General features: G+C 72.2%; 19 protein-coding genes. 9 read left to right on the top strand and 10 right to left on the bottom strand.

Translation table 11 applies throughout. From position 1 onward, the window contains the following. Positions 1–5: 5 nt before the first annotated feature. Entirely contained in the window at positions 6–740 is a 735-nt protein-coding gene (locus tag BA062_RS10450; RefSeq protein ID WP_110335854.1) for a CoA transferase subunit A, read from the bottom strand. 132 nt (positions 741–872) lie between these two features. Here BA062_RS10450 and BA062_RS10455 point away from each other — a divergent pair, with 132 nt between their 5' ends. Beyond that, complete coding sequence (locus BA062_RS10455) at positions 873–1,655, top strand: IclR family transcriptional regulator (RefSeq protein WP_110337198.1); 783 nt, start codon at positions 873–875, stop codon at positions 1,653–1,655. Positions 1,656–1,998: 343 nt separating this feature from the next. Here BA062_RS10455 and BA062_RS10465 read toward each other — a convergent pair whose 3' ends face one another. The 5 genes from BA062_RS10465 to BA062_RS10485 all read right to left on the bottom strand — a co-directional run bounded on the left by BA062_RS10465 (position 1,999) and on the right by BA062_RS10485 (position 5,958). After that, positions 1,999–2,652 (bottom strand): GNAT family N-acetyltransferase, encoded by a 654-nt coding sequence (locus BA062_RS10465; RefSeq protein ID WP_168213920.1) that lies wholly within the window; start codon positions 2,650–2,652, stop codon positions 1,999–2,001. Between the two features lie 95 nt (positions 2,653–2,747). Then, positions 2,748–3,023 (bottom strand): muconolactone Delta-isomerase, encoded by a 276-nt coding sequence (gene catC / locus BA062_RS10470; protein ID WP_110335855.1) that lies wholly within the window; start codon positions 3,021–3,023, stop codon positions 2,748–2,750. A 32-nt stretch (positions 3,024–3,055) separates the two neighbouring features. Then, entirely contained in the window at positions 3,056–3,919 is an 864-nt protein-coding gene (gene catA, locus BA062_RS10475) for a catechol 1,2-dioxygenase (RefSeq protein ID WP_110335856.1), read from the bottom strand. Between the two features lie 30 nt (positions 3,920–3,949). Continuing rightward, positions 3,950–5,053, bottom strand: a complete 1,104-nt coding sequence (locus BA062_RS10480) for a mandelate racemase/muconate lactonizing enzyme family protein (protein ID WP_110335857.1) — start codon at positions 5,051–5,053, stop codon at positions 3,950–3,952. After that, a complete protein-coding gene (locus tag BA062_RS10485; RefSeq protein WP_110335858.1) occupies positions 5,050–5,958 on the bottom strand; it encodes a LysR substrate-binding domain-containing protein in 909 nt (302 codons plus the stop codon). Before BA062_RS10485 ends, BA062_RS10480 begins: the two co-directional genes overlap by 4 nt. A gap of 260 nt (positions 5,959–6,218) precedes the next feature. Between BA062_RS10485 and benA the strand changes: the two genes are divergently transcribed. From benA to BA062_RS10510, 5 genes are all read left to right on the top strand, one after another. Continuing rightward, positions 6,219–7,613 (top strand): benzoate 1,2-dioxygenase large subunit, encoded by a 1,395-nt coding sequence (benA, locus tag BA062_RS10490; RefSeq protein WP_110335859.1) that lies wholly within the window; start codon positions 6,219–6,221, stop codon positions 7,611–7,613. 11 nt (positions 7,614–7,624) lie between these two features. Beyond that, entirely contained in the window at positions 7,625–8,158 is a 534-nt protein-coding gene (gene benB, locus BA062_RS10495; protein ID WP_110335860.1) for a benzoate 1,2-dioxygenase small subunit, read from the top strand. 76 nt (positions 8,159–8,234) lie between these two features. Next, on the top strand, positions 8,235–10,883 hold the full coding sequence (gene benC / locus BA062_RS10500; protein WP_110335861.1) for a benzoate 1,2-dioxygenase electron transfer component BenC: 2,649 nt from the start codon (positions 8,235–8,237) through the stop codon (positions 10,881–10,883). 103 nt (positions 10,884–10,986) lie between these two features. Further along, a complete protein-coding gene (locus BA062_RS10505) occupies positions 10,987–12,327 on the top strand; it encodes an MFS transporter (protein ID WP_110335862.1) in 1,341 nt (446 codons plus the stop codon). 69 nt (positions 12,328–12,396) lie between these two features. Further along, on the top strand, positions 12,397–15,075 hold the full coding sequence (locus tag BA062_RS10510; RefSeq protein ID WP_110335863.1) for a helix-turn-helix transcriptional regulator: 2,679 nt from the start codon (positions 12,397–12,399) through the stop codon (positions 15,073–15,075). Here BA062_RS10510 and BA062_RS10515 read toward each other — a convergent pair. Together BA062_RS10515 and BA062_RS10520 are read right to left on the bottom strand one after the other, a co-directional pair. Next, complete coding sequence (locus BA062_RS10515) at positions 15,070–16,329, bottom strand: benzoate/H(+) symporter BenE family transporter (protein WP_245959764.1); 1,260 nt, start codon at positions 16,327–16,329, stop codon at positions 15,070–15,072. The two genes, BA062_RS10510 and BA062_RS10515, sit on opposite strands and share 6 nt — an antisense overlap. Before the next feature lie 118 nt (positions 16,330–16,447). Beyond that, positions 16,448–16,870, bottom strand: a complete 423-nt coding sequence (locus BA062_RS10520) for a pyridoxamine 5'-phosphate oxidase family protein (RefSeq protein ID WP_110335864.1) — start codon at positions 16,868–16,870, stop codon at positions 16,448–16,450. 83 nt (positions 16,871–16,953) lie between these two features. Here BA062_RS10520 and BA062_RS10525 point away from each other — a divergent pair, with 83 nt between their 5' ends. Beyond that, the gene (locus tag BA062_RS10525; protein ID WP_110335865.1) at positions 16,954–17,895 is read left to right on the top strand and encodes an AraC family transcriptional regulator; all 942 of its coding nucleotides are present in this window, start codon (positions 16,954–16,956) and stop codon (positions 17,893–17,895) included. Here the strand turns inward: BA062_RS10525 and BA062_RS10530 are convergent. Together BA062_RS10530 and BA062_RS10535 are read right to left on the bottom strand one after the other, a co-directional pair. Next, positions 17,876–18,475: a class I SAM-dependent methyltransferase gene (locus BA062_RS10530; RefSeq protein WP_110335866.1), complete on the bottom strand. Its 600-nt coding sequence runs from the start codon at positions 18,473–18,475 to the stop codon at positions 17,876–17,878. The genes BA062_RS10525 and BA062_RS10530 overlap by 20 nt on opposite strands. A gap of 179 nt (positions 18,476–18,654) precedes the next feature. Then, positions 18,655–19,602 (bottom strand): helix-turn-helix transcriptional regulator, encoded by a 948-nt coding sequence (locus tag BA062_RS10535; protein WP_110337204.1) that lies wholly within the window; start codon positions 19,600–19,602, stop codon positions 18,655–18,657. 95 nt (positions 19,603–19,697) lie between these two features. On the opposite strand from BA062_RS10535, the gene BA062_RS10540 reads away from it, so the two are divergent. Both BA062_RS10540 and BA062_RS10545 read left to right on the top strand, forming a co-directional pair. Continuing rightward, the gene (locus BA062_RS10540) at positions 19,698–20,111 is read left to right on the top strand and encodes a VOC family protein (RefSeq protein WP_110335867.1); all 414 of its coding nucleotides are present in this window, start codon (positions 19,698–19,700) and stop codon (positions 20,109–20,111) included. Between the two features lies 1 nt (position 20,112). Next, on the top strand, positions 20,113–20,493 hold the full coding sequence (locus BA062_RS10545) for a YdeI/OmpD-associated family protein (RefSeq protein WP_110335868.1): 381 nt from the start codon (positions 20,113–20,115) through the stop codon (positions 20,491–20,493). Positions 20,494–20,646: the final 153 nt, after the last annotated feature.

Consider the following 20,646-nt stretch of genomic DNA (forward strand, 5'->3'; position numbering starts at 1 on the left):
TACTCCTAGGCTCCGACGGTCTCGCGGGGGCGGACCGTGCGCTTCTCGATGTCCTTGACCCGCTCGCGCGCCCGCACGAGGTGGTTCACGTAGATGCCGGGCGTCGCGACGAGCCCTGGGTCGATGAACGTGGGTGACACGTGCTCGGCCTCCGCGACCGTGACCTTGCCGCACGTGGCGGCCAGCGGGTTGAAGTTGCGCGCGGTGGCCCGGTAGGTCAGGTTGCCCGCCTCGTCGGCGGTGTGGGCGTGCACGAGCGCCACATCGGCCACGATCGCGCGCTCCTGGACGTAGGTGTGCCCGTCGAACTCCGCGTGCGGCTTGCCCTCGGCGATGGGCGTGCCCACGCCGGACCGCGTGTAGAAGGCGGCGATCCCGGCACCACCCGCCCGCATGCGCTCGGCGAGCGTGCCCTGCGGCGAGAACTCCACGTCCAGCACCTTGTCCAGGTACTGCTGGGCGAACAGCTTGTTCTCGCCCACGTAGGAGGCGATCACCTTGGTCACCTGGCGGTTCTCCAGCAGCAGTCCGAGCCCCTTGCCGTCGACGCCCATGTTGTTGGACACGATCGTCAGCCCGGTGACCCCGGAGTCCCTCACCACCTCGATGAGATCGTTCGGGATGCCGCACAGGCCGAACCCGCCGACGGCGATGGTCATCCCGTCGGTCAGCACTCCGGCCAAGGCGGCCTGCGCGTCCGCGCGGAGTTTCGACAACTCGCCCACCTCTCGGTCGTTCATTCTTCGAGCGCCCCGAGTCAACGTGCGGACCAGGGGCTTTCGCAAGGAACAGGCCGAAGGGCCCCGGAAATCGGTCGTCCGGCGGCCGTGATCCGGGCGCAGCGTTCACTCAGTGAACGTATGCTCGGCGGCATGGACACGACCCCCTCGGCCCACCTCGTCGGCAGGGTGGGTGCCGTGCTGCGCGCGCTGTCGACGGTCAACGAGTCCGGGGCGGGCACCGCGGAGCTCGCGCGGGCGGCGGGCCTGCCCAGGCCGACCGTGCACCGCCTGCTCGTCTCACTCGCCGACGAGGGGTTCGTCGACCGCGACCAGCGCAGCGGCCGGTGGTACCTCGGGCCCGAGCTGTACCTGCTCGGCGAGGCGGCGGGACGGCGCTACGACGTCACCCAGCACGCACGCGAGAGCGTGCACCGGCTCGCGACGGCGACGGGGGAGAGCGCGTTCTTCTCCGCGCGCCGCGGCGGGGAGACGGTGTGCCTGGTGCGCGAGGACGGCGACTTCCCGATCCGGTCGTTCGTGCTGTACGAGGGCGCCCGCTTCCCGCTCGGGGTGGTGTCGGCGGGGCTGGTGGTGCTGTCGTTCCTCACCGACGCCGAGATCGACGCCTACCTGGAGAGCACGGACCTCGTGAGCCGCTGGGGCGCCCCGCACGCGCCGGACGCGGTGCGCGAACGGATCGCCCGCACCCGCACCGACGGCTACGCCGTGAACCCCGGTCTCGTGGTCGAAGGCAGCTGGGGCATGGCGGCAGCCGTGTTCGACCGCGCGGGACAGCCCGCCTGGGCGCTGACGCTGACCGGCGTCGAGACGAGGTTCCGCCCCGAGCGCAGGCCCGAGCTGGGTGCCCTGCTGTTGCGGGAGGCCCACGCGCTCGGCCGCGTCATCGGCAGCGGAGAGCCCGCGCGCCGCTGAGGGCTCCGGCGACCCGCCGCAACGCCGGATTGTCACACCCACCTGCCACGGTGAGGGCAGTCCGGGAGGGTGCCCTGCCGGACCTTGGGGGGACGAGAATGCCGAGCGATTCTTCAGCGCGTGAGCGGGCTGTGCGGCCGGAGAACCTGAGCAGGTTCGTCGTGGACCGGCTCAACGCCGGCCGGTGTTCGCGCGAGGAGAGCAGCAGCCGACGCTCCGCACCGGCGAGCTCGCCCTGACCTCGGCGCGGCTCGCCGATGGTGGGGCCACGGTGGAGGTCGCCCGCCGGCAGGCGGACGGCACCTGGTTGTGGGTGCTGGACCGGCCCAGAGTCCTCGGCTGGCTAGCCGTGGCGGTGCCTGCCGCGGCGCGGCCGCCAATGCCGTCCCCGGCGTGGGCCCGGTTCGGCGTGGGCGAGCATGACGTCGCGGTGGCGCGCGGCGAACTCGGGCGCGGTGATCCCCATCAGCACGACGTACCGGATGCCGCCCAGCGACAGTTCCGTGTCGCGCAGCCTGGCCTCCTCGCGGAAGCCGAGCGCGCCGTGCAGCGACAGTGAACCGACGTTGCCGCCGTAGATGCTCACCTGGCACCGGCGGAAGCTCCGCTCGAAGAACATGAACGACAGCAGCACCGTGATGGCGTCGCTGGCGTAGCCGCACCGCCGGTGCTGGGCGCCGATGCCGATGCCGTAGCTGAACCGGTCGGACTCGGTGTCGTCCTGGCTGAGGCACAGCGAACCGACGAGCATCCCGCCGCGCAGCGTCTCGATCGCGAAGTGGCTGTCGCCCGACGCCGGGGCGCCCGCGCGGTGCGCCGCCCAGTGCCGGTACCCGCCCACCTGCGCGGACCGCTCCCGCGCCGCGGCGCGGTCGAAGCCGATCAGCGTGCGATGGTCGGCGGGATCGATCTCGCGCAGCCGCACCTTGCGTCCGGCCCAGCCCGGCGCCAGCCCACGACCGGCGGTCAGCGCGGAATGAGGCGGGTGCGTCATCATCGGCGATGACCATACCGCTACGCCGCAACGGACTCGCAGGGGTGCTCGGCCCCGGCCAGGGTCCGTTGCGGCGCAGCGGAAACGGTGCGCGTGCCTCAGATCTTGGACGGGTGCTTGGCCAGCGGCGTGACCTTGATGTCCATGTACGGGAACAGCGGCAGGCCCGACAGGATGTCGTGCAGCTCGTCGCCGGACTCGACGTCGAAGACGGAGAAGTTGGAGTACTCACCCACGATCCGCCAGATGTGCGGCCACTTCCCGGAGCGCTGCAGCTGCTGGCTGTAGGCCTTCTCGCGGGCAACGATGTCGGCGCGCACCTCCGGGTCCAGGTCCGGGGGCAGGTGCACGTCCATCCGTACGTGGAACAGCATGGGTGAGTACTCCTTCTCCGCGTCGGTGGTGCTCAGGCCTTGACCGGGTCGAGGACGAAGCCGTAGGACACGGTCTCGCCCCTGCCGTCGGCCGCGGGCTTCGGGTCGAGCACCAGCTCCGGCTTCACGGCCGAGGCGATGTCGTCGTCGTTGTGCTCGTCGCCGGGGAAGTACAGCTGCGCGGTGAGCAATTCGTGTCCCGGCGCCGACACCTTGACGTGCAGGTGCGCGGGCCGCCAGGCGTGCCAGCCCGCCGCGGCGATCAGCTTGCCGCACGCGCCGTCGGTCGGGATCTGGTACGGGGCGGGGCGGACGGTACGGATCTCGAAGTAGCCGTCGGCGTCCACGGAGAACGTGCCGCGCAGGTTCCACTCGGGGATGCCGGGCGCGAACTGCGAGTACAGGCCCTCGGCGTCGGCGTGCCACAGCTCGACCTTGGCCTGGTCGAGAACGCTGCCGTCGGTGGAGGTGACCCGGCCGGTCCACACCAGCGGCGTGCCCGGCTCGTCGTCGCGCATCGGCACCGCGCCGCGGGAGCCCTGCTCCGGGGAGTCAGGCACGTAGTACGGGCCCTCGATGGTGCCCTTGTTGCCCTCGCGGTGTTCGGTGGCGACCTCCTCGACGACGTGCTCGACCCAGACGTCCAGGAACAGCGGCCACTCGCCGTCCTCACCGACGCTGATCAGCCACGCCTTGAGGGCGTTGTACTCGTCGTAGGTGACCTTGTGCTTGCGGATCGTCGCGTGCACGGCCTCGAGCACCTCGCGGGCCAGCAGCGACACGCGCTCCTTGGGGGTGTCCGCGACGTTGGCGAACTTGTCCGACTTGAACCGCTCGGTGGCGCTGGCGCCGGAGTCCGCCGCGGACGGCGACGGGGCGTGGTGGGTGGCGGTCATGGGATCCTCCTTGATTCCTCGGGGTCGGGTTCAGGTGTCCTGGCGGTAGCGGGCGAGCTTGTCCGGGTCGATCTCGACCCCGAGCCCGGCGCCGGGACGGATGGTGAGCTCACCGTCGTGGATCTCCAGCGGTTCGGTGAGGAGGTCGTCGCTCATGTCGAGGAAGTTCGACAGCTCGCCCGCGCGGCGCGAGGTGAGCTGGTACGACGAGCCGAACGCGACCGTGCACAGCGAGCCCAGCTGGCCGTCGATCTGGTTTCCCATCACGACCTCGAGGCCGAGCCCCTCGGCGAGGTGGTGCACGCGCTGCGAGTGCGTGAAGCCGGTGCGGGCGACCTTGATGCTGATCGCCGTGGCCGAGCCGCCCAGCACCTCCCTGGTCACGTCGGCGGGGGTGACGGCGGACTCGTCGGCGATGAACGGCACGTCGAGCTGGGACACCAGCCAGCGCCTGCCGAGCACGTCGTCGGCGGGGCACAGCTCCTCGGCGAACAGCAGGCCGAGGTCCGACATCTCCTTCATCGCCATCGCCGACTCCGAGGCGGTCCAACCCCGGTTGCCGTCGACGTAGAGCTCGACGTCGTCGCCGAGGCCCTCGCGCAGGGCCCGCACCACGGCGGTGTCGAGGCCGACCGGGCGGCGGCCGACCTTGACCTTGAACGTGGTGATGCCGTGCCGCTCCCGCATGCGCTCCGCCTCGGCGACCATCGCGGCGGGCTCGTCGAAGCCCAGCATGTGCGACACGCGCATGCGGTCGGTGTAGCCGCCGAGCAGCTCGGTGACCTGCACGTCGAGGGTGCGGCCGAGCGCGTCCCACACGGCCATGTCGATGGCGGCCTTGGCCGCGGGGTTGCCGACGGTGCGGGCGAGCCTGGTCGCCATCGTCTCGCGCTCCAGCAGGCTCAGGCCCACCACCTGCGGGGCGAAGATCTTCTCGATCACCGCGAGCACGCCGGCCTGCGTCTCGCCGTAGGTGAACGGGCGCGGCGGGGCCTCGGCCACGCCGACGACGCCGTCATCGGTGTGCACGCGGACCAGGACGTGCTCGGCCACGTGCACCTCGCCGGAGGCGAACTTGAGCGGCTTGCGGTACGGGATGGCGAAGGGGATCGCCTCCACGCTGGTGATCTTCATCGGCTGACCTCGAAGGGGTGTGGTTCGGTGGCGATAGCGGTTTCGAGCACGTCGAGGACCGACCGGACGAGGGGGGAGTCGTTGTCGGCGCGCCAGGCCAGCGCCAGCTCGACGCTGCCGGCGTCGGCGAGGTCGCGGAACACCACGCCCGCCAGCGGCAGCGAGCGGGCCGACGCGGGCAGGACCGCGACCCCCAGCCCGCCCGCGACCAGCGCGAGCAGCACGGCCGTGCCCGCGGCCTCGTGCTCGCGTTGGGGGGTGAACCCCGCGGCCTGGCAGCTGCGCTGCACGGCGTCGTTGACCACGGAGTCCTTGCTGGCGTAGACGATGAAGCCCTCGGTGCGCAGGTCGGACATCGACACCTCGGGCTCGACCGCGAGCCGGTGATCGGCGGGCACGGCGAGGATCAGCGGCTCCACCTCGATGGTGCGCAGCTCGATGCCCTCGCCGCTGGCAGGCGGGCGCAGCACGCCGAGGTCGAGCGAGCCCGTGCGCAGCCCGTCGCACTGGTCGGGCGTGAGCAGGTCGGCGTGGACCTCCAGCGCGACCTCGGGCACGTCCCGCTTGACCGCGCGGGCGATGCGGGGCAGCTGCGAGAACGCCGAGGTGCCGGTGAAGCCGACCCGGACGATCCCGAGCCTGCCGTCGGCGATCCGCCGCACGCCCTGCATGCTCTGCTCGACCGAGTCGAGCACCCTCGTCGCCTCCGCGAGGAGGTACTCACCGGCGGGGGTGAGCCGGACCTGCCGGGTAGTGCGGGTGAACAGGGGCGCACCCAGCTCGGCCTCCAGCTGCCGGATGGCGTGCGACAGTGCGGGCTGGGCCATGTGCAGGCGTTCCGCGGCCTTGCCGAAGTGGCAGGTGTCGGCCACCGCGGCGAAGTAGCGCAGGTGACGCAGTTCCATCGCCGGACCTCCCTTCCTGCTCCACGCCGACGTTGCCGGTGGCCTCGATTGATTCACGGTAGGTACCGATATTGAGTCAAGACAAGGAGCAGTTTTCGACTGATTGATAGCTGCCATCGATTAATAGCACCCTAGGTCAGGACTAGGTATTCGCCCGGTGTGACTGGTGCCACCCGCTGCCATGGTCGGGAGAACACGCCACGGCGGCCCCCGGCCGCTGGAGGCCGGTCAAAGCCGATCAAGGCCACCGTGGAGGACCCATGACTGACACGCTCGATCGCCTCTCCGCCGTCCTCGCCGACGCCGTCATCGAGGACCGCGAGGCCGGGATCTACCGGGCGAACCGCCGGATCTTCACCGACGAGGAGATCTTCGAGCTCGAGATGAAGCACATCTTCGAGGGCAACTGGATCTACCTGGCGCATGAGAGCCAGCTCCCCAACCCCGGCGACTACTTCACCACCTACATCGGCAGGCAGCCGGTGGTGATCACCCGGGACAAGGACGGCGAGCTGCACTGCCTGATCAACGCCTGTGCCCACCGCGGCGCGATGATCTGCCGCCGCAAGACCGACAACCGGTCGACGCTCACCTGTCCGTTCCACGGCTGGACGTTCCGCAACGACGGCAAGCTGCTCAAGGTCAAGGACCCCGACGGCGCAGGCTATCCCGAGTCGTTCAACTCGGGCGGCTCGCACGACCTGACGCGCGTGGCCCGCTTCGAGAGCTACCGCGGCTTCCTCTTCGGCAGCCTTAACCCGGACGTGCCGCCGCTCGCCGAGCACCTCGGCGACACGACCAAGATCATCGACATGCTGGTGGACCAGTCGCCGGAGGGGCTGGAGGTGCTGCGCGGCTCCTCGACCTACACCTACGACGGCAACTGGAAGGTGCAGGCCGAGAACGGCGCCGACGGCTACCACGTCACGGCGACCCACTGGAACTACGCGGCCACGACGGCGCGGCGCGGCACCGGTGCGTCCACGAACGACACCAAGACGCTCGACGCGGGCAGCTGGGGCAAGTCCGGCGGCGGCTACTGGTCGTTCCCCCAGGGCCACCTGTGCCTGTGGACGTGGGCGGGCAACCCGCAGGACCGTCCACTGTGGAACAAGATGGACGACCTGAAGCGCGAGTTCGGCGACGCCAAGGGCGAGTTCATGGTCAAGGGCTCCCGGAACCTGTGCCTGTACCCGAACGTGTACCTGATGGACCAGTTCTCCACGCAGATCAGGCACTTCCGGCCCATCGCGCCGGACAAGACCGAGGTCACCATCTACTGCATCGCGCCGAAGGGCGAGAGCCCCGAGGCCCGCGCGTGGCGCATCCGCCAGTACGAGGACTTCTTCAACGCCTCCGGCATGGCCACCCCGGACGACCTGGAGGAGTTCCGCTCCTGCCAGCTGACCTTCCGCGCGTCGGCCGCCCCGTGGAACGACATGAGCCGCGGCGCCGAACACTGGCTGACCGGGCCGGACGAGGTCGCCGAGACGCTCGGCCTGACCGGCGTCATCTCCGCGGGCCAGAAGAACGAGGACGAGGGCCTCTACCCCGTGCAGCACGGCTACTGGGCGGAGACCCTGCGCGCGGCGATCGCCCGGGAACGGGCGGAGTCCGGGCAGGACGACCCGCAGCCGACCGCCGCCACCGCCTGAGGAGCATCCCGATGACCGTCACCGCCGACACCACCACCGCCGCCAGTGCGACGAAAACCATCACCCAGAACGACATCGAGCAGTTCCTCTACCGCGAGGCGCGCTACCTCGACGACCGCGAGTTCGAGAAGTGGCTCGACTGCTACGCCGACGACGTCGTGTACTGGATGCCCTCCTGGGGCGACGACGACCTGCTCACCGAGAACCCGCAGACCGACATCTCCCTGATCTACTACCCGAACAAGGGCGGGCTCGAGGACCGGGTGTTCCGGATCCGCACGGAGCGCTCCAGCGCGACGTCGATCCCGGAGCCGCGCACGAGCCACAACATCAGCAACGTCGAGCTCATCGAGCGCCGCGGTGACCTCGTGGACGTGCGGTTCAACTGGCACACCATGTACTTCCGGTACAAGACGGTGGACCCCTACTACGGGACCTCGTTCTACACGATCGACTTCTCCGGCGACGCGCCGCTCATCCGCCGCAAGACTGTGGTCCTGAAGAACGACTACATCCACCACGTCGTCGACATCTACCACTTCTGACAACTGCCCGGAGCGGCTTGCGTTGCGGTGCGGGTGGCTCCGCCGCTTCGGAAAGCCCCGGTCCCAGGGAGGGGTCATGACTTACCAGGTCGCACTGTCCTTCGAGGACGGTGTCACCCGCTTCATCACGTGTGCGGAGGGCCAGACGGTCGCCGACGCGTCGTACCGCCAGCGGATCAACATCCCGCTGGACTGCCGGGACGGCGCGTGCGGCACCTGCAAGGCGCTCTGCGAGTCCGGCACCTACGACGGCGGCGCCTACATCGAGGACGCACTGTCCGACGACGAGGCGCGGCGTGGCTACGTGCTGCCGTGCAGCATGAAGCCGACCTCGGACCTGGTGCTGCGGATCGCGAGCACGTCGGCGGTCGCCAAGACCGAGGCGGCGACCTACCCCGCGACGCTGACCGCGCTGGACCGGCTCTCGCCCACGACGTTCGCGCTGACCGTGGAGACGCCGGACCGTGACAAGCTGGCGTTCCTGCCCGGCCAGTACGTCAACATCGAGGTGCCCGGCACCGGCGAGACGCGCTCGTACTCGTTCAGCAACGCACCGGACGACAAGTCACTGACGTTCCTGGTGAAGCTCACGCCGGGCGGCGTGATGTCGGACTACCTCACCGAGCGGGCCACCGCGGGCGACGAGCTCAGCTTCACCGGCCCCAACGGCAGCTTCTTCCTGCGCGAGGCCGACCGGCCCGTGCTGCTGCTCGCCGGTGGCACGGGGCTGGCGCCGATCCTGTCGATCGTGCGCACGCTGCGGGCCACGGGCTCGACGCGGCCCGCGCACCTGATCTACGGCGTGAGCACCGACGACGACCTGGTGGAGCTGGACACGCTCGCCGAGCTGGCCGCGCAGGTGGAGGGCTTCACCTGGGACTACTGCGTCGCCGACCCGGGCAGCGCCGCTCCCAACAAGGGCTACGTGACGAGCCTGATCGGCGACGAGCACCTGCACGGCGGGGACGTCGCCGTGTACCTGTGCGGCCCGCCGCCGATGGTCGAGGCGGTGCGCACGCACTTCACCGAGCGGGGCGTGGAGCCGACCGGGTTCTACTACGAGAAGTTCGCGCTCTCCAACGCCGCCGCGCAGGCCGGGCCCGCGGTGGTGGAGACGCCGCCCGAGCCGGAGCCCGTCGTGGAACCCGCACCCGAACCCGAGCCGGTGCGCCCGGTGACGCTCGAGGGCGAGGGCAGGACGATGGCCGGGCAGCGGATCTTCGAGCCCGCCGCGCTGAGCCCGCTGCTCGCGGGCGCCGCGCGCACGGCCGCCGAGGAGGCCGCCACGGCGAGGACCGTGGCGGGGCAGGCGATCTGGCCCGGCGACGGCGCGGGCACCCACGCCCTCGCGCCCGGCGAGGCGCCGCTGCCCGCCGGCAACGCCCGTGCGGTCGCGGGCCAGGAAATGCTGCCCCCGGCCGACGACCTCGCGCCGCTCGTGGCGCCGGCCGAGCCGGAGGGCCGCTACGAGATCGGCGAGGAACACCCGTCGGTGCACGAGTCCGACGCCGTGTTCGAGGCACGGCGGGCACTGGAGCTCGGCGCGCTGGAACTCGTGATCGGCAGGCTCACCTCGCAGCAGCTCGCGGGCTACCGGCTGCTGGCCGAGGCGACCGTGCCCTATGTGGACGGTGACCGCTTCGTCGACGCCGCCGCCTTCACCGAGACCAACGCGGCCTTCCACGACTACCTGTTCACCCTCACCGGCAACGAGCACCTGCTCCAGGCCTACCGCGCGCTGGGCGTGCAGGGGCACATGGAGGAGACGCTGCGGGACGCGACGTGGTGCCATCCCCGGTGCACGCAGGACCACCTCGACATCGTCACCGCGTTCGAGGCGGGGGATCGCGCGACGGCCCGCAGGCTGGTGGTGGAGCACGCCGAGCGCGCGAAGGCCACCACCCGCAGGGCGATGGACGACGCGCGGTCGTCGCGGGCGCCCGCCTTCGTGAGCCCTGGCCGCTTCGACGGCAAGGTCGTGGTGGTCACCGGTGCCGCGCAGGGCATCGGCGAACGCGTGGCCAGGCGGATCAGCGCCGAGGGCGGCACGGTGGTGCTCGCCGACCGGGCCGACCTCGTCACCGCGCTGGCCGACGAGCTGACCGGCGAGGCGCTGCCGGTGCTCGCCGACCTGGAGACGTGGGAGGGCGCACAGGCGGTGGCCGACGCCGCGCTCGCGCGCTACGGCCGGATCGACGTGCTCGTCAACAACGTCGGCGGCGCGATCTGGTTCAAGCCGTTCACCGAGTTCACCCCCGCCGAGATCGAGGCGGAGATCCGGCGCTCGCTGATGACCACCCTGTTCTCCTGCCGCGCCGCGCTGCCGTCGATGACGGAGCGGGGCCGCGGCGTGATCGTCAACGTATCGTCCGCGGCGACGCGCGGCATCCACCGGATCCCGTACTCGGCGGCCAAGGGCGGCATCAACGCCATCACCGCCTCCCTCGCGTTCGAATGCGCCGACGCCGGAATCCGGGTGGTCGCCACCGCGCCGGGTGGCACCGAGGCGCCCCCGCGCCGCATCTCCCGGGGCGGCTCGGCGCTGGAGACCGAGCAGGAGCAGACCTGGTTCCAGGCGCACATCGACCAGACCGTGAGCACCTCGCTGATGAAGCGCTACGGCACGCTCGACGAGCAGGCCGCGGCGATCGCCTTCCTCGCCTCCGACGAGGCGTCCTACATCACCGGCACCGTGCTGCCGGTCGCGGGCGGCGACCTCGGCTGACCCCGGCCGGGCGAGCCACGCGCAGTCGTGCGGCTTCCCGCCGCCGGGCGGTCCCATCCGGGGCCGCCCTCCTTCTCCCCACCAACACTCCCGGGAGTTCCTCATGTCCGAAACCGACGCAATGACGCGCCGGCGCCAGCGCACCGTGTCCTGGGTGGTCGCACTGTCGACCATCGCACTCGTATTCGACGGGTACGACCTCGTCGTGTACGGCACCGTGCTGCCCACCCTGCTCGCCGACCCCACGCAGCTCGGGGCGATCACGCCCGGCCAGGCGGGCGCGCTCGGCAGCTACGCACTCGTCGGTGTCCTCGTGGGGGCACTGGCCGCGGGCAGCCTCGGCGACTGGATCGGGCGCCGCAGGATCATGCTGATCAACCTCGCCTGGTTCTCGATCGGGATGGGCGCGACCGCGCTGACCCAGAACGTCACCGCCTTCGGCGTCGGCCGGTTCCTCACCGGCATCGGCGTGGGCGCACTGGTGGCCACGGTCGGCGCGCTCGTGGCCGAGTTCGCCCCGCCGGGGCGGCGGAACCGGCTCAACGCGATCGTCTACAGTGGAGTGCCCGCCGGTGGCGTGCTGGCCGCGCTGCTCGCTCTCGTCCTCGCCGACGCGGTCGGCTGGCGCGGGCTGTTCTGGATCGGCGCGCTGCCGATCGTGCTGGTGCTCCCGCTGGCCGTGGTGAAGCTCCCGGAGTCGCCGAAGTGGCTGGCCTCGCGGGGCCGCGCCGAGCAGGCGAGGGTGCTCGCCGAGCGCACCGGCATCGCCCTGTCCGCCGAGCCCGAGGCGCCGGCCGGGACCACCCGCGTGGGCTTCCCGGCGCTGGCCACCAGGTCGCTGGCGTGGCCGACACTGCTGCTGGGCACGATGAGCTTCGCCGGGCTGCTGCTCACCTACGGCCTCAACACCTGGCTGCCGCAGATCATGGCCGACAACGGCTACGGCAAAAGCTACTCCCTGACCTTCCTGCTGGTGCTCAACCTCGGCGCGATCGTCGGCGGGCTGTTCGCGTCGCTGTGGGCGGACCGGGCCGGCGCCAAGCGCGTCGTCGCCACCACGTTCGTCCTCGCCGCCTGCACGCTCGCACTGCTGCCGCTGCGCCTCCCGCTGGGCGCCCTGCTGCTGGCGGTCGCCGTGGCGGGCATCGGCACAATCGGCACACAGGTGCTCGTCTACGGCCTGGTGTCGAACTACTACCCGACCAGGGCGCGCGCGGCCGGTGTCGCCTGGTGCGCTGGGTTCGGCAGGCTGGGCGGCATCGTCGGCCCCGTGGTCGGTGGCGTGCTCGTCGGCGCGGGACTCGGCGGCACCACGGCGTTCTACCTGTTCGCCGCCGTCGCGCTCACCGCCGCGGTGGTGACGGCGCTGGTGCCCCGTTCGCAACACGCCGGGGAGGAGCTGCCCGAGGTGGCGCCGACGGCCGGCACCCCCCGTCCGGCGTAGGCCGCGGCTGACGGATCCTGTCCCCGCTCGCGGCGGAAAGATCCATCAGCCACGGCCTAGGGTGACCATGTGGTCCACCCCCGTCCTCCGCTGATCGCCCGCGACGCCGCGCTCGGCGAACTGGAGCGCCTGCTGCACGGCGCAGCCGAGCAGGGACCGGCGTTCGTGCTGGTCAGCGGCAGGTCGGGCGTCGGAAGGACCACGCTCGCCGACGCACTGGCGGCCCGTCACGACGGGCCGCTGCTGCGTGCCACGGGCGCGGAGTGGGAACGGGACCGGGCCTCTGGCGTCGTGAGCCAGCTGCTCGGCGAGGCCGGTCCCGCCGACGTCGCCGAGGTGTCGTGCGCGCTCGCCCGGCACGTCGGCGCACTGGGCGGCACCGTGCTCGCCATCGTGGACGACGCGCACTGGGCCGACCAGCCGTCGCTGCAGGCACTGGCCTCCGCGGTGCGGCACCACCGGGACACGCGGCTGTTCGTGCTCGCCACCGCCGTCACCGGCGATCCTGGTGTCCCCGCGCCCGCGGTCGAGCTGCTGCACCGGGTCGCGGACCACGCGATCGCGGTCGAGCCGTTCACCGCGCCCGAGGTGGGGGAACTCGCCGCCGCGCACGGCGTCCTGCTGCACCCGTCGATGGCGGAACGCCTGTGGCGGCACACGGGAGGCCTCGCGCGGCCGCTGGGGCAGCTGCTCGCCGAGGTACCGAGGACCACGTGGGCGCGGTTCGACCCGGCACTCCCCGCTCCCGCCGCCGTGGCGGCCACGGTGCGCACGGCGCTCGCCGGGTGCTCCCAGCAGGCGCGCGGCCTCGCCGAGGCCGCCGCCGTGCTCGGGCCGGGGACCACCGTGCGTGACGCCGCCCAGCTGGCCGGGTTGTCCGGCGACGTGCTGCCAGCGCTGGACGAGGCGGTCGCCGCGCGGCTGGTGGAGTTCGCCGGACGCGGGCTCACCGAGATCGGCCCGCCGGACCCGATGGTCAGGGCCGCCGTGCTCGCCGCGATGGGACCAGCCGCGGCCGCCCACGCCCATCGCCGGGCCGCCGACCTCATCGAGGACCCGGTGCGCCGCATGCGGCTGCTGGTCGCCGCCTCGCCGATGCCGGACCCGGACGTGGCCGACCGGCTCGACGCGCTCGCCGCCGAGCGAGCGGCCGAGGGAGCGTGGGGCGTCGCGGCCTCGCTGCTCAACGACGCCAGCAGGCTCACCGAGGACCGCCTCAAGCGCGAGAGCAGACTCACCAGAGCCGTCGACGCCCTGATCGGCGCGGGCGACGCGTTCGCGGCGGCCGCGCTGGTGCCCGAGGTGGAGAGCCTGCGCGAGACGCCGCTGCGCAACGCCGTGCTGGGCTACCTCGCGATCGTGCGCGGCCGCGCCGCGGAGGCCGAGAACCGGCTCGGCCGCGCCTGGGACCTCGTGAACACCGAGCGCGAGCCGGACGTCGCCGCGTCGATTTGCCAGCGCTACGTGCTGCACTCGCTGTCCCACCTGCGGCCGGAGGAACTGGTGTCGTGGGCGGACCGGGCCATCGCGCTGGCGGGCGAGGACGCACCGGCGGGCATCGAGGCGGCCGCGATCCGGGGCCTCGGGCTCGCCGCCGCGGGCCGGGCTGGCGAGGCGCTCGCCGCGTACGCCGAGCTGGCCGAGCGCGTCCAGCACGGCGCGCAGGCCCAGCGGATCCTGATGGGCAGGGGCTGGCTCAGCCTCATGGTCGACGCCGTTGACGACGCGAGGGCCGACCTGGAGAGCTCGGTCCCGACGACGTTTCTCGGCGGCTCCACGCGGATCTCGCTGTGGGCGAGGGCGTGGCTGGCGCGGGCGCAGTTCCTCACGGGGGAGTGGGACGAGTCGCTGCGCACGGTGCGCGAGGCGACGCCGCTGCTCGACCGGGCCGGGATCGTGCTCGCGGGTCCGCTGCTGCACTGGACGGCCGTGGCCGTGCACGCGCTGCGTGGCGACTGGGACGACGCCGAGCTGGCGCTGCGCCACGCCGACGCGGGACCGCAGGACTACGAGATCATGCGCGTGCCGTCGTACCTGGCCCGCGCGCACGTGGCCGAGGCGCGCGCCGACTCGGCGGGGGTGCTGCGGGCGCTGCGCCCGCTCACGCAGCCCTGGGCGGGCGGTGGCGTCGACCAGCCGGGTCAGTGGCCGTGGGCCGACATGTACGCGCACGCGCTCGTACTGGAGGGCAGGTACGCCGAGGCGGAGGAGTTCCTCACGCGGCAGGAGGCGCTCGCGGCCGACCGGGGCCCCGGTTCGGCGCGGGCGCGGCTCGGCGCGGCACGGGGGAGGCTGCTGGGCAGCCAGGGCGAGCTGGACCCGGCGCGCGAGGCGTTCGACGCGGCGCTGCAACTGCTGGAGGACCTGCCGTTGCGCTACGACCGCGCGCGCGTGAACTTCGCCTACGGCCAGATTCTGCGCAGGGCGGGCAAGCGCCGGGACGCCGACACCGTGCTCACCACCGCGCGCGAGGCGTTCGCGGCGCTGGGCGCCACGACCTACGTCGCGCGGTGCGACCGCGAGCTGAAGGCGGGCGGGGTGCACCTGCCGAGGACGGAGCGTGGTCTCGGCGAGCTCACGCCGCAGGAGGAGGCGGTGTCGCAGCTGGTCGCCAGTGGACTGTCCAACCGGGAGGTCGCGGCCGAGCTTTTCCTGTCCACCAAGACGGTGCAGTACCACCTGACGCGGATCTACGCGAAGCTCGGCATCCGTTCACGGGCCGAGCTGGCCGCGCGCCGTGGGTCATGAGCGCTCGGCGGCGTAGTCGGCCCGTTCGAGCAACAGCGACACCGCGACTCCCGCGACGAGGCCCCAGAACGCGGCGCTGAGGTTCAGCGGCTCGACGCCCGAGACGGTCACCAGGAACGCCACGAGCGCGCCCAGCGTGCACCGGGAGCGGAACGCGGTGACGAACGCGGTCTGCAACGCGCGGAGCATCGCGAGGCCGCCCAGCACCGCGATGAACGCCTCGGGCGTCGCGAGCATGAGCCGCACGAACGCGGGCGCGAACAGGCCCACCAGCATGGCGAGCAGCCCGCACACGATGGCCGCGGTGTACTGGCGCCCGCGCTCTCCTGAGGCGACCAGCAGGGCGTTGGTGGGTCCGGTGAGGCAGGTCGGCACGGCGCCGACGAACGCTCCGGGCAGCGACCAGAGTCCGCACAGGACGGTGGAGACGTTCGTCGGCGGCTCGTGCCCTGCCTGGCGCAGTACGGCCACGCCCTGCCCGTTCTGCACGACGAGGACGGTGATCGCGAGCGGCACCACCAGTTCGAGGATCGCCCGCCACGAGAACTGCGGTGCCTGCAGGATGGGTGCGGCCAGCCAGCCGGTGCTCGCGGGGTCGGGCGTGAACCGGCCGGACAGGGCCACGGCGAGCACACCGGCCACGAGGGCGCCGAGGATCGGCGGGAATCGGCGGCCCAGCCCGGGAAGCGCGGACAGCAGCAGGAAGACTGCCACCATCGGCACCGCGATGCCGGGGTCGAGCCCGAGCGAGTGGATCAGGTCGAGACCGAAGCGGAGGAAGACACCGGCGACCATCGCCATGACCACCGGCATCGGCAGAACCGCCATGACGGGGCGCACCCAGCCGGTGAGCCCGAGTACGAGGATCAGCAGCGCCGTGCCGACGAAGGCGCCGACGACCTGCGGCCACGGCAGGTGGTCGAGCGAGCCACCGACGACGACGGCGCCGGGAATGGTCCAGAAGAACGCCAGTGGCTGCCGGTAGAGCCAGGACGCGAGCACGGTGAGCAGGCCGTTGAACAGGAAGGCGCCGAAGATCCACGACCCGAGCTGTGCCGGGGACAGATCGCCCTGCGCGCCGACCGCGAGAATCACCGCGACGGGCCCGGTCGCGGAGAACACGATGCCGATGAGGCCGTTGGTCGCCGTCTCGGTGGTCGTGTCGCGCAGGACGCCGCGCGGTCCCGTGACCGGCCGGGCAGGCCGTTCGAACCGGTGCGGTGCGCCACCGTCGCCCCTGAGGGTGGTGGTCAAGGAACCTCCTCCGTCGATGCCCGTACGCATGCTGAACACTGAGTCGCAATGCGTACACCCGGTTGTGGCATGTCCCACCCCGGGTGCTGGAAGGATCCCGTGCCACGCTTCGCGGCGGTCAGAGCGCGTAGCGGCTGACGGCCTCCGGGTGGATCACGAGCCGCACGAGGTCCCCGGCCAGCATCTCGGAGAGGACGTCCGCGCGAGCCGGATCGTCGAGGTCCCAGTAGCGAACGGCCAGGCGGCGGCACAGCTCGTGCGCCCCGCCGGGTTCGACCGTCGTACGGCCCGCAACGGAAACCCAGCGCTCGGGTTCGCCCACGGGCGCGCCGACGACGATCGAGGCGCGGGGATCGCGGCCCAGGTGCCGCACCTTCGGCGAGTCCGGCAGGCTGAACAGCTGGATCGTGCCCTCGGCGGTCGCCTCGAACCACACCGGCCGGGGCTGTGGCGGCACGGGGCCTCCGGCCATCGACAGGAACCCGTGCAGGGGGCGCTGGAGGAACTCGAGGTCGTCGGCGGTCAGCGAACTGGTGCTCATGCTGCCGATCCAACCGGGTCGCACTCGGACGATACCATAGGTGAGAAGCCGGATTGGCTGCGTGATCGTCTAATCTTGCCGAGGTGGACGCGTTCAGTGACCTGATCCGTGGGGTGCGTGCCCACGGCTCGCTGTTCGGCAGCTCGACCCTGACCCCGCCGTGGGCACTGCACTTCGTGGACGGCGCGCCGCTGACCCTGTGCACCGTTCTCACCGGGGCCGGCTGGATCATGCCCGAGGGCCGTCCGCCCGAGCCGCTTCGCACCCGCGAGACGATCGTCGTGCGCGGCCCCGCCCCGTTCACCTTCGTCGACGAGGTCGGCACCGCCGCCGAGCCGATCGCGTGCGGCGAGCACTGCGCGACGCCCGAGCAGGGTGGGACCCGGCACCGCCTCGGCTGGCACGACCCGGGCGACGGTGCCACGACCCTCATCGTCGGCGCCTACCCGGTGCGCGGCGAGATCAGCAGGCGGCTGCTGGACGCGCTGCCCGTCGTGCTGCGCGCGGACGCCGGGGGCACCGCGGACGCCGTACTCGACCACCTCGCCGCCGAGGTCGCCATCGACACTCCCGGCCAGCAGGTGGTGCTCGACCGGCTGCTGGACTGGATGCTGGTCTGCACCCTGCGCGAATGGTTCGACCGGCCCGGTGGCGAGCCCCCGGCCTGGTGGGCCGCGCAGCGGGACCCGGTGGTCGGCCGGGCGCTGCGGCTGCTGCACGCCGAACCGGCGGCGCCGTGGACGGTCGCCGCACTGGCCGACCACACCGGGGTGTCGCGATCGACACTGGCCAAGAGGTTCGCCGACCTGGTCGGCGAACCTCCGCTGACGTACCTCACCCGCTGGCGCATGACGCTCGCGGCGGACCTCCTGCTGGAACGGGACGCGGCGACCGTCGCGGACGTCGCCCGCGCGGTGGGCTACTCCGACCCGTTCGGGTTCAGCGCGGCCTTCAAGCGGGTCCGGGGAGCCAACCCGAGCGAGTTCCGGCGCCGCGCGGGGGCCGTCACCGCCGGCGGGCCCTGAGCACGGTGTCGTGACTGTGCCGGGTTCCCTCCGGCGCGGGATCGACCCGAGGCCGCGTCTCGTCGACCTCGACCGTCCACTCGCTACCGAGGAGCCCGGCGATGTCGTGCGGCAGGTAGAAGTCGCGAGGGTCGTGGCCGCCCTCTCCGGGTTCGGGCCAGTCCGCCACGTCGTGACCGGCGACGAGCAGGGTGCCGCCCGGCGCGACGGCGGCCAGCAGCGAACGCAGGGCGCCCTCGCCGCCCTCGCGCAACAGCGGAAAGTACTGTGCGGAGACGAGGTCGAAGGAGCCGGCGGGCGGGCTCGACACGGTGAGGTCGGCGCGCGTCCACGCCACCCGCTCGGCGACGTCGGCGCCCGCCTTCGCCGCGCGCCGCAGCGCCACGGCGGAGACATCGATCGCGGTGACCCGCCAGCCGCGGCGGGCCAGCCAGATCGCGTCGCCGCCCTCGCCGCAGCCGACGTCGAGTGCCTGCCCGGGCGGCAGGCCGGAGACCTCGGTGACGAGCACCCCGTTGGGTCTGCCGCTGAAGAGCTGGTCGCGGCTCGCGTACCGCTCGTCCCAGAACTGTGCGTCCATCGTGTCCTTCCGGTCAGAGTCCGTGGCGCCGCTCGCCCATGACGAGCTCGCAGATCAGGTTCTCCGTGGTGTGCGTGAACGGATCGGGCTGGTGCATGTGTGTCCACCTCCGCGACCCACTGTGCGCTCCTCCCGGCGAAGCTGACAAAGAACCTTGCCAAAACAGCAAATCGGCGTCGTCAACCGCGTGGGTAGAGGGCGGCGAGTTCGGCACCGATCCGGGCCAGTTCCGTGCGTACCGACGGGGGTTCCACCACCTCCACGAGTGCTCCCCAGCCCGCGAGGTGCCTCGCGACGTCGAGCGCCGTCGGCGCGCCGAGGCGCACCCGCGCCCGGTTGCCGTCCGCGTCGCCGTTTGTGTGGCAGTGCCGCCCGAACTGGTCCCGCAGAATCGGCACGAACCGCTGGTCGATGAGCACGGTCGCCCAGGTGCGGGAGCGCCGCTGCTCGACCTCGCCGACCACCCGGTCCCATGCGGCCGCCAGCGCGAAGTCGTCGGGCCGCTCGGCGGGCTCGTCGGTCGGCTCCGCCGCGACGATCCGGTCGACGCGGAAGGTTCGTTGCCCGCGCTCGGTCCCCGCGATCAGGTACCAGAGGTCGTCCTTGTCCACCAGGCCCCACGGGTCGACCAGCCGTTCGCTGCGCTCCCTGGCGCTGTTGGTGTAGGTCAGCCGCACCTTCCGCCTGCGCACCACGGCGGTCTGCAGCAGGCCGACGACCTCGGGCCGGTCGCGGTCGCGCTCGCCCCACCGCGTCGAGTCGATCATGATCGCGCCCGCGGCGGCCTCGGCCTCGGCACGCAGCGTGGCCGGCAGCGCGCGCACGAGCTTGCGCAGCGCCGCCTTCGCCTCGCCCGAGACGGCGGCCGCGGGGCCGACCAGAAGGAACAGGGCCTGCGCCTCGGCCGAGGACAACCCGCTCAGATCGGTGCGGGCACCGCCGACGAGGGACCAGCCACCGCCGCGGCCCGGCTGCGGGTACACCGGGATGCCCGCGCTGGACAGCGCCTCCAGGTCGCGGCGCGCGGTCGCGACCGAAACCTCCAGCTCGGTGGCCAGCTCGGCCGCGGTCACCCGCCCCTTCGCCTGCATGAGCAGCAGGGCGGCGACGAGACGGTCTGCGCGCATGACGTCCAGCTTCCGCGACAAAGTGCTCAGTTGGTGAGCACTTTAGGCGCGAGCATGGGGATTGTCAGCGAGAACCCGACGAAAGGACCGGACCGATGTTGCGTGGACTCACCACCGTCACCTACTTCGCCGACGACCTCCCCGCCGCGCGGCGCTGGTACACCGAACTCCTCGGCGTGGAGCCGTACTTCGCGCGTTCCGCGGGCGACGAGGTGGCCTACCTCGAATACCGCATCGGCGACTACCTCGCCGAGCTGGGACTGCTCGACCGGCGGTACGTGCCGGACAGGGCCGCGGGCGCGGGCGCGGGACTGGTCTACTGGGCCGTCGACGACGTGCGTGCCGCGTTCGACCGCCTGCTCGCCCTCGGCGCCACCGAGCACGAGAAGCCGGTCGAGCGCGGCCCGGGTTTCGTCACGGCGTCGGTGACCGACCCGTTCGGCAACGTCCTCGGCGTGATGTACAACCAGCACTACCTCGACGTGCTCGCGGCACGGACGGAGGGATGAGATGAACACCGTGCATCCCGCGACCGTCGCGGACTGGCGGCAGTGGCTCGCCGGAAACCACCGGTCGCACAAGGAGATCTGGCTCGTGATCCCGCGCAAGGACAGCGGTATCCCGGGCGTGCGCTACGCCGAGGCGATCGAGCACGCGCTGTGCTTCGGCTGGATCGACAGTCAGGCAAGGAAACGGGATCCCGAGTCGATGTTGTTGCGCTTCACCCCGCGTCGTCCTCGCAGCGCATGGAGCCGGATCAACCGGGAGCGGGCGGAACGGATGATCGCGCGGGGCCTGATGACCGAGTCCGGCGCCGCGCTGATCGAGGTGGCCAAGGCGAAGGGCACCTGGACGGCCGTGTCCGGCGAGCCCGCCCCGAGAAGCGTGTGACAGCAACGGATCGCCGTCGCCAGCGACCCTGTACTCGGGGCTGACGCGCGAGTCGTGCGCCCAGGACCGCGAGTCGTACGCCCAGGACCGCGAGTCGTACGCCCAGGACCGCGAGTTGTGCGTTCCCGCGTGCGCCGAACGCACGACTCGCGT

The sequence above is a fragment of the Prauserella flavalba genome, from assembly GCF_003202235.1.
GTDB classification, from domain to species: domain Bacteria; phylum Actinomycetota; class Actinomycetes; order Mycobacteriales; family Pseudonocardiaceae; genus Prauserella_A; species Prauserella_A flavalba.